Consider the following 15,383-nt stretch of genomic DNA (forward strand, 5'->3'; position numbering starts at 1 on the left):
GTGGTTGGTTTATTCTCTTAATGTACTTTATGCTCTTTTAATAGTTTTTTATTAAAATATGCTCAACCTTTCGCTCATTACGATCCATAAAACTAACACTGTATTCTTTATTAAAGCCGATAATTTGTACACCAGGTTGATTATAAAGGTCGAAAATAAAATCTGTATTTTTAACAACTAGCATAAAGCGAGACTTACAATGATTTAATAAGAAGTTTGCTAGACGCACCTGGTCATTACTTACAAATGAGTGGTTTGCATACGTTGAAAAGTCACTATCATAGGGAGGATCTAAAAAGATAAAATCATTCTCTCCTACCGGAACCTCTTGTAGGAATGTTTCGAAGTCTAAATTATAAATCTCTGTATTTTTTAAAATATCGTGGAGTTCTGTATTCCATAAATACTCTATTTTATGATGCAAAGCTTTTCTATTGTATGTGACCCCACCATATGGCACATTAAAATGACCGTTTTTATTGTATCGAAACATGGAGGAATAACAAAACTCACGTAAATAGAAAAATAACGCAATGTGCATTTCCTTTTTGAGTTTATATTTAACTCTCTCATTATACAAATACCGAAAATACGTATATAAACTAGCTCGAATACTAGCTTCAAAGTTTTTTCGGTAGTCTTCTTCGGGCATATTGCCTTTTTTCAACTCATTATTTTTAATGTTTGTAAACTTAGAATAAATTGAACGGTTTAATTCCTCTAATAACCTTTCGAAGTTGAGATCTAGATTTTTATGTACACCAGTCCTTATATCTTCTCGTCTATCCTCAATAAATGTATAAATTATTAGTTTTACTTCTTCTATACTTATTTTCTCATTTTTGAATTGCTGATAAAAGTGACGAAGTGTTTCATAGTATTCATCAGTCAATTCACCAAAGAAGCTCCATATTTTCCACATCTCATGCAAATATTGATAGAACAATTCATTCTTATCTTTAATAAATGCATATAGAGAAATAAGTTCGGTCGAAAAATCATTTACAAAAGCGCGAGCATAACGTTCCTTTTTAATAGATAGAAAACATGCACCGCCACCTAAAAAGGGTTCAATATAATGATTAATCGTTTGTGGCATATATTGATGTATTATTTTTAATTCTGTAGTTTTGCCTCCTGGCCACTTTACAAACGGCTTTACCAATTTCAACATCTCCTGCTCTATTTATCGGAAAAACAAGTAGCACCTGCTTCAGATGCTACTTGTCAAACGAAGGCAGTTGCCTTTGCACTTCAAACATTAAAATTATTTTTATGTACAATCAATCTATGCGCCTAGAATGTTTTGTATAAACATTCGGATAACGTCGGCTCCTCCGATAAACGTCCCTAGAGCACTTCCTAAGTTTGTCAAGACAACAACTAGCAATATTCGGGTTACCATATTACTCCAGAAACCTTTGACAGTAAAAACATCTTCAGACAAGTTTTCAAAATCTCCAACTTTTGGTTTTCGTAAATAGGCTTCCACAAAACCAGCAAACCAACCTGCAGCAAGTAAAGGATTTAAGGAGCTTAACGGTGCTACAATAAAAGCAGTCAAGATACTTACAGGGTGACCAAAAGCGATTGCAGCTCCGAGTGCCGCAAACGATCCATTCCATAATATCCAACTTAGCGTAAGATCAACCCCAACTGATGGGTTCATTAAGAAAGTGTATCCGATAATACTAAGGATGATTATCGGAACTATCCAAGCAATAATCATCGGTACTTTTGATTTTGGAGGTCGTTTTGATATCAACGCGAGATCATTATCTTTATGTATTTCTTTTTTTATTCCTGGAACATGTGCTGCACCTAAAACCGCAACTACCTTATTCCCAGGAGCTTCTTTAATTTTTTGCGCTAAGTACTGATCACGCTCATCAATTAATGGTTCCTTAAGCTTCGGAAAGGCAACCGTAAATTCATGAAGCATAGAGTCAAGCATATCCTGTTCCTTCATTTTTTCTAAGTCTGCTTCAGAGATTTCTTCTTTGTTAAAGATACTTCCGAATATCTCCATAAGAAGCTTTGCTTTTCCCCAGAAACCAATATTATGCCAAATTCGAGCAAAAGTGATTTGAATATTACGGTCAGCTAAGACGAGATCAGCATCTACTTCTTTGGCAGACTCAATGCCTTGGATCATTTCTTGTCCTGGCTTAATCCCGAATTGCTTCGCCATCCGTTTCTGGAAGGATGAAATAACAAGATTCATTAGAAGAAGTGTTGCTTTCTTTTCCTTTATGACTTTAAAGATGTTCATATCTTTCCATTTATCACTATCCATAATCGATTGATAACGTTGTTCATCCAATTCAACACATACCGAGTCAGGTCGCTCCGCTTCAATCACTTCTTTAACTTGTTCCGCACTTTTTTTTGATACATGCGCTGTTCCTATCAGTATTAATTCCTTACCATCAAGGTTAATTCTTGTGATATTTTGCTCCGACATATACTACCTACCTTCTAGTGTTCTTTTTACACAGTAACATCAGCTAAATAGAGCTACTAGTTTATACAATATCCATTATGGCAAATAAATAAATTAACTACAATAATTACTTGTTAAATATAGGATAAAATCGTTTACTTTGATATATATCGATTATTAGTTATGTTTCATTGGCAAGGTTGATTGAAACCGTTTGACACATATTATTCGTGCTTGTTTACTAGGGATTTGAAGGGTAGCTCCCTAGTTTCTTTCTAATAGGAATGCATCTCTCATTACTCGCCAGCATGTAAAATCAAAAAATCGCATGCGTCCCAAAAGACTCATGCGATTTTACCTCTGCAAATGAAATTAAATCCATTGTTTACAACTAACTGATTTTATACTAACCCAGCCTTTTGTAAAATGCTTTTAAGTTCTTGCTTTTTCTGCTCACTTAACGACCTAGCAGGTGGTAATACATACGTTGAGATTGTTTGCCCTCGCATTTGTATTGCCTCTTTTATAACATTTACAAATGGCGAATCTAACTTGTACATTAACGGTATATGCGCTAAGCGTTGATGTAGTTCAATTGCTGTTCTCAAATCATTGTTCTGAAATGCTTGATAAATCCCAACTGTCAATTCAGGCGCAAAATTGCCGCTTGCAGAAATTACTCCATCTCCACCTAATGCTAAGGTGTTAAACAGATGGTCATCAAATCCACATAAAACACTAAATTGTGGGTGGTTACTTTTTACTTTTAATATCATTTCTCGGATATGACCTGCGGTATCAACTGTTTCCTTAATTCCGACGATATGTGAATAATGGTCCACTAATTTACGTACAAAATCAGGGGAAAGATCTTGTCCAGTCAAGCCAGGGAAGTTATATAAAAGAATTGGGATATCTACATTTTCAGCAATTTCGGCATAGTGCGCGAAAAGATGTTCGTCTGAAAGTGGCCAATAATACGGATTAATGATTACTACACCATCTGCACCGATTTCTTTACTATGAAGACTTAACTCGATTACTTCACGTGTACTAGCACTCCCAGTGCCAATTAATACGGGAACGCGCTTTCCAACGTAATTTATTGAAAATTCGGCAACCTCTTTGCGCTCTATTACCGACATTTGACTAAATTCTCCGCCTGTTCCTAGAAAGAATAGTCCATCAACTCCTGACTCGATTAGAAAATCTATTAGCTTTCCCATTCCATCTTTATCAAGCTTACCTTCACTTGTGAAAATGCTCGATACTGGCGGGATCACACCTTTAAAAAGAAGCTCGCTACTCATATTTCTCTCCTTCACTTTTCCTGTAGATTAACTTTATTCTTAACATCTCGATTAACTAAGTATGTAGGATAATAGCCCGCTAATACATCAGCAACATTTTGAGCTGTTTTCCTCTTTAATTCTAATTGTGCTTCTTCTGAATACCAGGCAACGTGAGGATTTAAAATGACATTTTCCATCTGTAACAATGGATTATCACTTTCTATAGGTTCTTCCTCAAGAACATCTAGACCTGCACCTGCAATTTCTTCATCCTGTAGAGCTTTAATTAATGCCGTTTCGTCGATTACAGGTCCACGTGCCGTATTAATAATAAATGCTTCTTTTTTCATCAAATTAAATTGTTCTGTACTAACCATACCACGGGTACTATCAATTAATGGGGCATGTACTGAAATGAAATCAGAAACTTTACACAAATCGTTAAGTTCAAGTAGTTCTACATTTAACGATGCTGCTATATCCTTCGGTACAAACGGATCATACGCAACAACCTTAATACCAAACGCTTGAGCTTTCAAGGCTAATGTTTGTGGGATCTTCCCTAAACCAACAAGACCAAGTACTCGACCACGCAAGCGAAAAATCGGTACACCTACCTTGAAGTCCCAGTTGCCACTTTTCACTGCAGAATTTAATGTAACTACTTTTCTTACACATGCCATTAATAGAGCAAATGCATGATCAGATACTTCATCCATACAATAGTCAGTTACATTACCGACGATAATTCCTTTTTCTGTAGCTGCCTCTAAGTCAATTGTATTGACTCCAACTCCGTATCGAGAAATAACTTTACATTTTTCTAGAGCTTCAATGACTTTACGTGATATCGGTGCATACTGATTGATTAATCCATCTGCATCATGCGCTGCACGTATAACCTCTTCTTCAGTTCGACATTGAACAGGAACGAATTCTACTCCAGCAACCGTATTCAGCACTTCCATTTCTGGAGCTAATGTTTCAAATTCATAATCAGTAACAACTACCTTAAATTTACTCACTATTTTGCTCTCCTTTTCCAGACAAATAAACGCACCTAACTAGTAGTGTGCGTTTATATTAGAGGATTATGAACAAGTTTTTAAGTTTCAATCCCTACTTTTTATTCCTATATAAATAAATCGTAAGTGGTGCAAAAATGGCAACGATAACAACCGATGCGATGAATACAGCAGAAATCTGTTCTAACGTTGCGGTACCTTGCATTAACCCACGAACAGCCGTGACAAGTAATGTAATCGGATTTGCTTCAACAAATGCCTGAAGCCATGACGGCATTGTTTGAGGGTCTACAAATACGTTACTTGCAAATGTGAGCGGAAATAATACGACCATACTAACTCCCATCACAGCATTAGGCGTTCTCATTACTAATCCTAGTGTCGTAAAAATCCACGATAAACTAAAAGCAAAAACAAGTAAAAGGAGTACACCTAGTAAAACACCAAGCACCCCGCCCTCTGGACGGAAACCTAATATTAATCCGAGCACAATAACGATTGATGAAGCAATCGAATAACGAATGGTATCGGCTAATAACGCCCCAACTAGTGGAGACGGTCCCCAAATTGGTAAGGAACGAAAACGATCAAAAATACCTTTTGAAATATCTGTATTTAATGCTGTCCCTGTATAAATGGACGTAAAGACAACCGTCTGAACTAAAATCCCTGGTAATAAGTACTGTAAATACTCGCTAGTCGATCCGGCAATTGCACCTCCAAACAAATAAGTAAACATGAGAGTAAACATTATTGGGAACATCGTTACATCTAATAACTGCTCTGGTACATACTTGATTTTTAAAATGGCTCGCCAGCCAAAAACGAGTGAAGAATTTAAACCACTTGCTTTTTCAGGACGCTTTTTATTCGAAAGTGCTGTTCGTAACGCATCATCTACTTCGGATTTCGAAGGGTTACTTGCTGTTGTATTCATGAAGAACTAACCTCCTCTGTTTTAGAGTCTTCTTCTGCTGGTCTGCCTGTCAAAGTCAGAAATACTTCATCGAGACTTGGCTGTCCGAGAGAAAAATCAGCAATAGCAATATTTGCTCGGGAAAGTTCTCCAAGTGCATACGCAACACGCTCTGTATCTGAAACACGAGCTGAAAGAGCAGCTGGGTCTGAAGCAAGTTGTATGGAAGTTTCAAGTATGTCAGTGAGTAATTGCTCAGCTTTTCGTCGATCTTCTGGATTAAGTAGTCTAACGTGTAGTGTCCCTGAACCTACTGATGCTTTCAGTTCCCCACTCGTCCCCTCTGCGATAACCTTTCCACGATCGATAACGGCAATTCGATCAGCTAATTGATCTGCTTCATCTAAGTACTGTGTCGTTAGGAGAATGGTAGTACCCATACCAACAAGAACACGTACGATGTCCCATACTTGATTACGGCTCCGCGGGTCGAGCCCTGTAGTTGGTTCATCTAAAAATAACAGGTCTGGTGTTACGACAATGCTTGCTGCAATGTCAATACGGCGACGCATTCCACCAGAATACTTTTTCACTTGACGTTTTGCTGCTTCTTCGAGACCAAATGCTCGAAGCAACTCCATTGCTCTTTCTTTTGCCTCTTTTCTTGAATACCCCATAAGTCGAGCAATCATAATCAAGTTTTCCATTCCCGATAAGTCTTCATCGATGGAAGCAAATTGACCAGTTAAACTAACTCTTTGACGGACTTGGTTTGCTTCACTTGCAAGGTCATGTCCTAAAATGCTTGCAGTTCCGCCATCGGGTTTTAATAATGTTGCAAGCACGCGAATCGTTGTTGTCTTTCCAGCACCATTTGGACCTAAAATGCCATACACTGTCCCAGCAGGTACTTTTAAATCGACCCCATCTACGGCACGATTTTTTCCAAATGTTTTGACCAAACCTAGTGCTTCGATCGCATATTCAGTATAATTCGATGTACTCAATGCACCTCACCCTTTCTCATCCTTATTCTATTTAGGTCCTATAAGTAATAAAACAAATTTTACCAGATAAAAATTTAATATCATCATGCGTGAGACTGAAATTCAGTTCATTTTTAAAGAGGAGACAAACAGAAAAACCTCCTTGAATTCTGCCAAGGAGGATCATACTTTAGTTAATATCTTTGATTTAATAGACTTTGGAACTAGCCTAACCGATAATGCCAAGCCCCAGCTCTCATCGTTTTTTCAATTTGTCCATCTGATTCTAAAGCATCCAAGTGTCCAATGACTTCTGACATAACTAATGCAAATTGAGTACTATAATGCCTTTGGTAAAGATGCTTAGCCAGTTCGCTCCCTGTAGTTATCCCGCTATCAATTAAACCCTTGACCTTCTCGGATTTTTTCTTAATTTTAGACAGTCTCATTTCAATGAGTTTTTTTGGATCTTGTATCAACTCCCCATGACCAGAGAATACAAAATCGACATTAACATCTATAAATGCTTTTAAGGAGTTTTTATAATCAACAAGTGAGTGTATACGTTTTCCTAATAGATCGGGTTCAACTAATGCATTACTAGAGATATGCTGAATTAAATGATCACCAGCAAAACACCACTTGCTAGTTTCGTCGATAAAAGCAATTTGATCAGGAGCATGACCTGGTACTTCTTTAATTTTAAAATTAAAGAGACTCATACCTTCTTGAAGTGTAGTAATTTCCTGTTCAACTTTTAAATGATCATTTTTATTTATAGATTTTTTTAGATATTGTATTTGTTTTTTTCCTTCCTCACCACAGTTCATCTCGTGGTAAAGTTGTTCAAAAAATTCCACTCTCATCTTTAAGAACTCTTTATCTCTTTTTAATCTTGGAACCGAAAGAGAATGAGCATAAACTGGGATAGAATGAGTTTTCGTAATTCGATTTACTAATCCAACATGATCAATATGATGATGAGTGAACAGAATTTCTGTCAAGTCTTCTAGGCGAAAACTATTGTTTTCTAAAGCTTTTATTAGCCCTTCCCAACTGCTATCATCAGGCATTCCTGCATCAATTAACGTCAACCCACTATCATGTTTAACAAGATAAAAATTACAAGTTTCTAAACCATAACCTGCTGGAACAACAATAGGGTAAACCGTATATCCATTCCTTTCATAAGTACGAATAACCAACACTTCCTTCCGGTGCCAGGCACCTTTAATCAATTACAGCATTAAAGGTGCCTGGCACTCTTCTTCACTATATAAATTCCATACTTCCCCATTGGTCTTGATTTTTGATTAATTCCTTTAGTAGTAGAAAGCCTTGTTCAAAATCATTTAAGTCTGCTACTTCTACAGGAGAGTGTGAATATCGACGCGCGAACGTTATGGCTCCGCCTAATATACCTTCTCGCTCTAAATGAACTGCAGCAAGGTCTGTCGTTGCTCCTGACATCACCGCTAACTGGTAGGGAATGTTTAACTTCTCTGCAAAATTGATGATACACTGCTTCATTTGTCTAGACATAATATTGCCTCTTACTCCACCGCCTGCTAACGCTGGAATAACAGGACCTTTTCCAATGCCAATTGGGTAGCCACTGCCGATACTATCTGGAGTGTCTGCACAAGGAATTGTATCAAGAACAATCGCATAATCTGGATTTACTTTATACGTCGCTATTTTAGCACCTCTTAAACCAACTTCCTCTTGAACAGCAATTACACCAACAAGCGTTCCATTGAATTCATCTTGACGTAATGATTTAAATAACTCAAGCAACAAAACACAGCAACTTCTATTATCAATAGCTTTTCCACAAATCAAGTCTTGGTTTGAAAAACGATCTAAATCACTAATGTATGTGATCGGATCACCAATTTGAATGCCCATCTCTTTCACTTCTTGTTTCGATGTTGCACCGATATCTACATATAATTCATAGATTGAAGGGACTTTCTTTCTCTCTTCAGGCGTTTGTAAATGTCCAGCCTTTACTCCGATCACACCAAAATGATCATTGACTTGAACTTTACGGCCAACCATTAAAGCTTCAAGCATCCCACCTGTTCGTTCCACCCTTAGAAATCCACGATTATCAATATCACGAACAACACAACCAATCTCATCGGAGTGAGCAGATACCATGATCGTTGGACCCGGGTTGGTTCCATACTTATATGCGAAAATATTGCCCATATGATCAACTTCAAGTTTATCACTATATGGTTCCAACCGTTCGACTAACTGCTTCACTACATTATGTTCATTTCCTGGGCCACCTTGAATAGTTGCTAACTCTTTTAGTTCTGTAAAAAATATTTCTTTAAACATATGTATTCTCCTCCTATTAACTTTTCTTTATTTTCTCACAAATATTTTTACTTCGCAAAACGAAATATATATATTAAACTAGTAGAATAATAAACATGATACAATAACGGTATATTTGCGAATTTTGGAGGTACCAATGAAAAATAACATTAACCAAACAATTGAACAATTAAGAGACTCTTTTTATAAGATTAGTCAATATATTGGAGAAAATCCTGAATTAGGTCATGAAGAATATAAAGCATCCAAAATATTAACAGAGGAACTCCGAAAACACGGTTTCAGAGTAGAATTAGGAACAGCTGGACTTCCAACTGCTTTTGAAGCTATTTATGATAGCGGAATTCCTGGTCCAAATATTGCTTTTATGGCAGAGTACGATGCTCTTCCTGAACTAGGCCATGCATGCGGACACAACCTTATTGGAACAATGGCAGTAGCTGCTGGTATTGGCTTAAGTAAAGTTGTGAATAGCTGTGGTGGAAAAATTTATGTGTATGGTACACCTGCTGAAGAAACACGTGGCGGTAAAGTAACGATGGCTGAACAAGGTGTTTTCGATCACTTAGATGTTGCAATGATGGTCCACCCGTTCCACAGAAATGAAAAAAGTGGCTCATCATTAGCAATGGATGCTATTCAATTTGAGTTTTTCGGAAAATCCGCTCATGCTGCAGGTTCTCCTCATGAAGGCATCAATGCGTTAGATGCTGTTATTCAAACATTTAATTCCATAAATGCATTAAGACAACACGTGACTCCTGATGTACGGATTCACGGCATAATTCCAGAAGGTGGAAAAGCAGCAAATGTCGTACCTGATCACGCGATCGCTCAATTTTATGTCCGTGCCGAAAATCGCAGTTACTTAGATGAATTAGTTAAAAAAGTGAAAGGTTGTGCCGAAGGGGCTGCTCAAGCAACTGGAGCGACACTTGAAATATCTGATTATGAATTTTCATATGATGATATGAGAACAAATTTAGCGTTATCTGATGTGTTTACAGAAAACCTTGTTCAGTTAGGGATAGAAGGATCTACCATTCATGAAAAAGGGTCTGGTGGTTCACTAGATATGGGGAATGTCAGTCATGTAGTACCTTCCATTCACCCATATATTCAAATATGCAATGAACCCCATGCTTGTCATACACACGAATTCCGTGAAGCAGCTTTGAGTGATCAAGGTTTTGAAGGATTAATTTTAGGAGCCAAATGTATGGCAAACTCTGCTTATGATATTATGACTTCTCCAGAGTTATTGAGTAAGATTAAAAAGGAATTTTCCATACTAAAATAGTTGGGAAAAATGATGGCCTTAATAATAGAAGAGTCCCTGTTTTTAAACTAACAGGGACTCTTCTTCATCTATTTTTTGATAAAATATAGAAATGGTTAAGCTCTGTCGTCGAAGCTATAAAGTCTGTAATTTTATAACCACTAGCAAATAAGGTGCGCATAACTTCCCTGAATTGATATCGCCATTTTCGGGCTAAATCTGTGTTATTTTGTTTTATCTTCTGTATATTTACAGGTACTGGGAGTTTTAAAATCATGTTACATGGAATTTCCTTAAGATTACCTAATTCCCATTCTATTTTATCTACTGTCCCATTAACTTTCCCGACTTCAAAATACTCCCTTGCATCTACTTTACTTGAAATTAATGATCTTTTTTGAACAAGAGAATGTTTAAGCTCCCAGTCAACTACTAAACGATCAGTTGGAATTCCTTTATTTAAATGATCATTGATAAATCCATAACAATTTTCTATATATTCATTACTTATTGCTCCTAGTTTATGAAAATTTAATTTAGCATTTATTGCTTCTAATGGATCAAATGTCCAAAGAATTTTTGTATAGCCCATTTTATAAGCATAATCATATTGTGCCCACTTTAATTCTTCGCCAATACCTAGATTTCGGTACTCTTTTATTACTCCTAAAATATGCGAGCAAAGGTAAATTTTAGGAATATTCGAATTTAAATCATTAACGCCTGGAAAGCCATATGAAAAGCCAATCATTTTTTCTTGCTTATTAAAAGCTCCTAGTATAACTCCTCCATGACGGGCTACAGTAATAAGGTTATGGAGTGGGACCTTATTTGACACTCCCCATATGTCACCATATATGTCTTCTATGTCGGAAAAATGTTTGATGCTTTTAATAATTTTAATTTTGACAGACATTTCATCCCCCTCAAATTATAATTTTGAAAGAGTACCCTATAATAGGAAACGATTAACTAAATACTAAACTTAGATCTTAATAATCTACCTAAAGGATACTTGAATTTATACACATGTTACTGTCTATTTAAATCATTAACTACTTCATCAGCACTATCTGGTCTCTTCGTAAATTTACTTACAATTACAATTACAAGAGTAGCTATTATGAAACCAGGTACTGCTTCATACGTAATTCCAAAAAGCAATTTAGAAACCAGTGCCTTTATATCAGGTAGAAACACAAATGTCCATTGCGGTTGTTGTTTTACAAGAATGACCGTAATTAACCCAGCAATCATCCCCCAGAAAACCCCTTGTTTCGTTGTACCTTTCCAATAAAAGCTCAATAGTAGCGCTGGACCAAAACACGCTCCTAAACCACCAAAAGCAAATAATACCATCCAGAAAACAAATTCAGTCATCGTAAATGCTAAAAAGAGGGATAGTCCCATCACAATTAAAATTGATAGACGGCTATATAACATTAACTTTGCTTGAGAGATTTCTTTACCCTTACCAATTAACTTGTCATATATATCTCGAACAATAGCACTTGATGCTACTAATAACTGACTATCTGCACTAGACATGATAGCCGCTAAAATAGCAACAACTAGTACGCCAAAAAAGAAAGGGTTAAATAATTCATTTCCTAAAGACGTAAAAATGGCTTCGTGATTTTCATTTGGTAATAGTGAGATGTCTGGAAAATATGCGCGTCCTGTTAACCCAATCATAATTGCTCCATATGCCATTAATAAGTTCCATATTGATCCAATGAGAGCAGCTTTTCGCATTTCCCTTGGGTCCTTTAGTGCCATATATCTAACAAGAATATGTGGGTTACCTGGACTACCTAAAGCAATACCTACAAGGCCCATAATAGCTCCAAATGAGAATGAGAACGGATCAATAAAATTTGCGCCTTGAACATGCATCGCGTCAATAACTGGTCCAAATCCTCCTAGTCCAATAATAGCAACTATCGGGAGAATGGTAAGCGAAACAAACATAAACATCGTTTGAAGTAAATCCGTTTTTGCTACAGCGTGAAATCCACCTAATATTGTATATAATAGAATAATACCTGCGGTCATCCACATTCCATTTGTTGATGAAAGACCTAAGCTGTTAGAAAATGCTGTACCCCCAGCAACAATCTGACTCCCTACATAAGCAATCATAAAGAATATAATAATCAAAGCACTTGTAATTCTTAATAGATTTGTTTTATCTTCGTATCTAGATTCGAGAATATCTGGTATCGTAATGCTTCCTGTTTTTTCACTGAACCTACGGAAGCGTTTTGCAACATAGAAAAACATAAAGATTTCAACGAAGATATAACCAAAAGCTGCCCATACAGCTTGTAATCCACCTACATAGGCCATACCAGTAACACCTAGTACTAGCCATGCACTCCGACCAGAACTAACTGCACTAAATGCTACAGTCCATTTCCCTAAGTTACGACCAGCTAAGAAAAAATCCGTTAATCCACCTGAAGACTTCCTTGAATTTACGTAACCGATAACAACTAATAAAATTAAATAGAGAATAAAAACTGAAATAGTAAGCGGATGTGCGTTCATATTATAACTCTCCCTTCACATCATCAGAGTTTGACGATTTTTGTATTTGCATATCCCGAGCTCGGTCTTTCTTTGTTTCACTTAAATAGACTAATATAGTTACTAGCACTACAGAAATCGGAAACAATACTAGACTAAGAAAAATCCCAAATGTCATAACAACCACCCCTTTTTGAGTATTTGAAATCTTCAGAAAATTGAACTTAGAAGAACTCCCTTCTTCAAAGAAGGGAATTCTTCCTTTTACTTAAGATTAAGACTTTTTACTCCAATTCGCAGGATATAAAGAAAAGAAGAAAGAACCATTTGAGTTTGTTTCATAAACTATTGGCGTATCCTTTTCAATAAAGAAAACATCTCCATTTTTCCCTATCTTTCTTTCCCTTTTCATTTCATCATAAATGATAATTTCTCCTTCAAGAACATAGATGATTTCGTCGTATCTAACTGTCCAAGGAAACTTACACCCTTTCATTTTAACAATTCCGCCTCCAAGAGATTCGGAGATTTCATCATTAACCACTCTCGTAATATAAGCTTCGCCAGAACCAATAGTTCCTTCTAAGACTTCAAAATTTACTTTTGATTGATCTATAAAGACTACAGACATCAGTTACCTCCTTTACCAACCGCCATAAGCTAACCAACCGCCGTCTACAGTATAAGTTGTACCTGTAACATAACTGGCTTCATCAGATGCTAGAAATAAAATGACATCTGCGACTTCTTTTGTAGTTCCGAAGCGCTTTAAAGGTGTCCTTCTCATAATATCTTCATCACCATATCCACCAGAGTCTTGATCTTGTTCATCCAAAGGTGTTTTAATAAAAGCTGGTGCTACGCCATTAACCCTTATTCCTTTTTCTGCCCACTCAACAGCTAATACTTTTGTAAGACCATTCATACCGTGTTTCGTTGAGCTATATGCTGCACGCATTGGTACAACTACAGATCCCCAAATGGAAGTAATATTAATAATTGATCCACCTCCATTTTTCTCCATAAACTTAGCCGCTTCTTGCGCCCCGAAGAAAACCCCTGTTAAATTCGTATCTATAACCGCCCTCCAATCTTCCTCCGAAAGTTCAATAGACGGTGCGATACGGTTCACCCCAGCATTATTTACCAAGATATCTAACTTTCCGAACTTTTCTACTGTCTTTTTCATCATACTTTCTACTTCTTTTTTATTTGACATATCGCAAGCTATTGCAATGACATCATAGCCCTTCTCTTTAAGTTTTGCTGCTGCAATATCTGCTCGGTCTTGACTTCTTGAATTAATTACTATTTTAGCTCCTTCTTCTGCAAACCTTTCTGCGACAGTTTCACCAATTCCCATACTAGAACCAGTTACGATACATACCTTATCTTTTAACCTCACTTTTTTCCCATCTCCTTTTTATTTTTTTATTTTAAGCTTTTTACATACTCCACTGATATGTGATATATCAGTTTAATAAAAAATTACTTCATATTGTTAACAATATCTTTTTGAAGGTATTTAGCCCTACCTACTGATTCAATTCTTCTTTCAGCAAATACATCAGCAGCCTTGTAAGTTGGAATATGCTCTTCCTTTGATATTGCTATTATGTCCGTCATCGTTTCATAGATTCTCTCTACATGATTAATAGCTCTTGCTTCATTAAAACCTCCTGGCTTTAAACGGTCAGTATCGTAAATTGTACCTCCAGCATTTGCTATATAATCTGGGGCATATAAAATCCCTAGTTCGTTTAAGTAATCTCCATGCTTCTCATCAGCCAATTGATTGTTTGCACTACCTGCAACTACTTTACATTTAAATTCTGGAATAGTCTGATCGTTGATAACTTTTCCTAGGGCACAGGGTGAGAATACTTCAACATCAAGTGAATGAATTGTCTCTGTGCTCTCAACACGCACACCAAATTTTTCCACTAACTCTTTAGTACGTTTCGTATCAATGTCAGCAATCGTTACATTTGCACCTGCTTCTGTTAGATATTTAACAAGATGGTACCCTACACTACCTACACCTTGAACAGCCACTCGAATGTCTTTTAATTGATCAGTATTATATTGTTCTTTTACACATGCCTTAATGGATTGGAAAACACCTAATGCAGTTGAAGGTGAAATTGGTCCTGCACCACCTAATTCTCTTGGTAGAGTTACTACATATGGGGTTTCAGAACGAATTGTCTCCATATCTCTTAAAGTTGTTCCTACATCTTGACCTGTAATATATAATCCATTTAAGCGATTAAGAAATCGACCAAATGATCGGAATAACGCTTCACTTTTATCTTTTTTAGGATCAGCAATAATAACCGCTTTCCCACCTCCAAGATCTACTCCTGCAGCCGCATACTTATATGTCATACCTCTCCCGAGTCGAAGTGCATCTTCAATAGCATCCCATTCAGTTGCATACGTCCACATTCTACATCCACCAGTAGCAGGACCCAACGTCGTATCGTGTACACAAATAACACCTTTAATACCTGTTTGATTGTCGTTAAAGAAATAAAGATTTTCATAATTATATTTCTTCATGT

Annotated in this window: 15 protein-coding genes; 1 reads left to right on the plus strand and 14 read right to left on the minus strand. The window is 36.6% G+C overall.

Annotated features, from left to right (window positions below; translation table 11 throughout):
- Positions 1 to 37 precede the first annotated feature (37 nt).
- The 8 genes from GKP30_RS19425 to GKP30_RS19460 all read right to left on the minus strand — a co-directional run bounded on the left by GKP30_RS19425 (position 38) and on the right by GKP30_RS19460 (position 9,011).
- Complete coding sequence (locus tag GKP30_RS19425) at positions 38 to 1,165, minus strand: DNA adenine methylase (RefSeq protein ID WP_216831126.1); 1,128 nt, start codon at positions 1,163 to 1,165, stop codon at positions 38 to 40.
- Between the two features lie 123 nt (positions 1,166 to 1,288).
- Complete coding sequence (locus GKP30_RS19430) at positions 1,289 to 2,464, minus strand: TraB/GumN family protein (protein WP_216831127.1); 1,176 nt, start codon at positions 2,462 to 2,464, stop codon at positions 1,289 to 1,291.
- A gap of 380 nt (positions 2,465 to 2,844) precedes the next feature.
- Entirely contained in the window at positions 2,845 to 3,753 is a 909-nt protein-coding gene (locus GKP30_RS19435; protein WP_216831128.1) for a dihydrodipicolinate synthase family protein, read from the minus strand.
- Between the two features lie 11 nt (positions 3,754 to 3,764).
- Positions 3,765 to 4,760 (minus strand): C-terminal binding protein, encoded by a 996-nt coding sequence (locus GKP30_RS19440; RefSeq protein WP_216831129.1) that lies wholly within the window; start codon positions 4,758 to 4,760, stop codon positions 3,765 to 3,767.
- 94 nt (positions 4,761 to 4,854) lie between these two features.
- Complete coding sequence (locus tag GKP30_RS19445; protein ID WP_216831130.1) at positions 4,855 to 5,697, minus strand: ABC transporter permease; 843 nt, start codon at positions 5,695 to 5,697, stop codon at positions 4,855 to 4,857.
- Complete coding sequence (locus tag GKP30_RS19450) at positions 5,694 to 6,683, minus strand: ATP-binding cassette domain-containing protein (protein ID WP_216831131.1); 990 nt, start codon at positions 6,681 to 6,683, stop codon at positions 5,694 to 5,696. The genes GKP30_RS19445 and GKP30_RS19450 overlap by 4 nt, the downstream gene beginning before the upstream one ends.
- A gap of 203 nt (positions 6,684 to 6,886) precedes the next feature.
- Positions 6,887 to 7,870 (minus strand): MBL fold metallo-hydrolase, encoded by a 984-nt coding sequence (locus GKP30_RS19455; RefSeq protein WP_216831132.1) that lies wholly within the window; start codon positions 7,868 to 7,870, stop codon positions 6,887 to 6,889.
- Positions 7,871 to 7,934: 64 nt separating this feature from the next.
- On the minus strand, positions 7,935 to 9,011 hold the full coding sequence (locus tag GKP30_RS19460; protein WP_216831133.1) for a M42 family metallopeptidase: 1,077 nt from the start codon (positions 9,009 to 9,011) through the stop codon (positions 7,935 to 7,937).
- Positions 9,012 to 9,147: 136 nt separating this feature from the next.
- On the opposite strand from GKP30_RS19460, the gene GKP30_RS19465 reads away from it, so the two are divergent.
- Complete coding sequence (locus GKP30_RS19465; protein WP_216831134.1) at positions 9,148 to 10,311, plus strand: M20 family metallopeptidase; 1,164 nt, start codon at positions 9,148 to 9,150, stop codon at positions 10,309 to 10,311.
- Between the two features lie 64 nt (positions 10,312 to 10,375).
- Here the strand turns inward: GKP30_RS19465 and GKP30_RS19470 are convergent, their stop codons facing one another.
- The 6 genes from GKP30_RS19470 to GKP30_RS19495 form a co-directional block, all read right to left on the minus strand.
- Complete coding sequence (locus tag GKP30_RS19470) at positions 10,376 to 11,206, minus strand: hypothetical protein (protein WP_216831135.1); 831 nt, start codon at positions 11,204 to 11,206, stop codon at positions 10,376 to 10,378.
- A gap of 116 nt (positions 11,207 to 11,322) precedes the next feature.
- On the minus strand, positions 11,323 to 12,840 hold the full coding sequence (locus tag GKP30_RS19475) for a sodium/proline symporter (protein WP_216831136.1): 1,518 nt from the start codon (positions 12,838 to 12,840) through the stop codon (positions 11,323 to 11,325).
- A 1-nt stretch (position 12,841) separates the two neighbouring features.
- A complete protein-coding gene (locus GKP30_RS19480; protein WP_216831137.1) occupies positions 12,842 to 12,997 on the minus strand; it encodes a hypothetical protein in 156 nt (51 codons plus the stop codon).
- A 96-nt stretch (positions 12,998 to 13,093) separates the two neighbouring features.
- The gene (locus tag GKP30_RS19485) at positions 13,094 to 13,450 is read right to left on the minus strand and encodes a cupin domain-containing protein (protein ID WP_216831138.1); all 357 of its coding nucleotides are present in this window, start codon (positions 13,448 to 13,450) and stop codon (positions 13,094 to 13,096) included.
- Between the two features lie 12 nt (positions 13,451 to 13,462).
- Positions 13,463 to 14,224, minus strand: a complete 762-nt coding sequence (locus tag GKP30_RS19490) for an SDR family NAD(P)-dependent oxidoreductase (protein WP_216831139.1) — start codon at positions 14,222 to 14,224, stop codon at positions 13,463 to 13,465.
- A gap of 83 nt (positions 14,225 to 14,307) precedes the next feature.
- Positions 14,308 to 15,381, minus strand: a complete 1,074-nt coding sequence (locus GKP30_RS19495) for a Leu/Phe/Val dehydrogenase (protein ID WP_216831166.1) — start codon at positions 15,379 to 15,381, stop codon at positions 14,308 to 14,310.
- Positions 15,382 to 15,383: the final 2 nt, after the last annotated feature.

Source organism: Alkalihalobacterium elongatum, from assembly GCF_019024285.1.
GTDB classification, from domain to species: domain Bacteria; phylum Bacillota; class Bacilli; order Bacillales; family Bacillaceae_F; genus Alkalihalobacterium; species Alkalihalobacterium elongatum.

What these genes read in the sequence shown, in the direction of transcription:
- GKP30_RS19430 (WP_216831127.1), bottom strand. Translation starts at nt 2,464, where the DNA reads ATGTCGGAGCAAAATATCACAAGAATTAACCTTGATGGTAAGGAATTA.
- GKP30_RS19435 (WP_216831128.1), bottom strand. Translation starts at nt 3,753, where the DNA reads ATGAGTAGCGAGCTTCTTTTTAAAGGTGTGATCCCGCCAGTATCGAGC.
- GKP30_RS19445 (WP_216831130.1), bottom strand. Translation starts at nt 5,697, where the DNA reads ATGAATACAACAGCAAGTAACCCTTCGAAATCCGAAGTAGATGATGCG.
- GKP30_RS19460 (WP_216831133.1), bottom strand. Translation starts at nt 9,011, where the DNA reads ATGTTTAAAGAAATATTTTTTACAGAACTAAAAGAGTTAGCAACTATT.
- GKP30_RS19465 (WP_216831134.1), top strand. Translation starts at nt 9,148, where the DNA reads ATGAAAAATAACATTAACCAAACAATTGAACAATTAAGAGACTCTTTT.
- GKP30_RS19470 (WP_216831135.1), bottom strand. Translation starts at nt 11,206, where the DNA reads ATGTCTGTCAAAATTAAAATTATTAAAAGCATCAAACATTTTTCCGAC.
- GKP30_RS19475 (WP_216831136.1), bottom strand. Translation starts at nt 12,840, where the DNA reads ATGAACGCACATCCGCTTACTATTTCAGTTTTTATTCTCTATTTAATT.
- GKP30_RS19480 (WP_216831137.1), bottom strand. Translation starts at nt 12,997, where the DNA reads ATGACATTTGGGATTTTTCTTAGTCTAGTATTGTTTCCGATTTCTGTA.
- GKP30_RS19485 (WP_216831138.1), bottom strand. Translation starts at nt 13,450, where the DNA reads ATGTCTGTAGTCTTTATAGATCAATCAAAAGTAAATTTTGAAGTCTTA.
- GKP30_RS19495 (WP_216831166.1), bottom strand. Translation starts at nt 15,381, where the DNA reads ATGAAGAAATATAATTATGAAAATCTTTATTTCTTTAACGACAATCAA.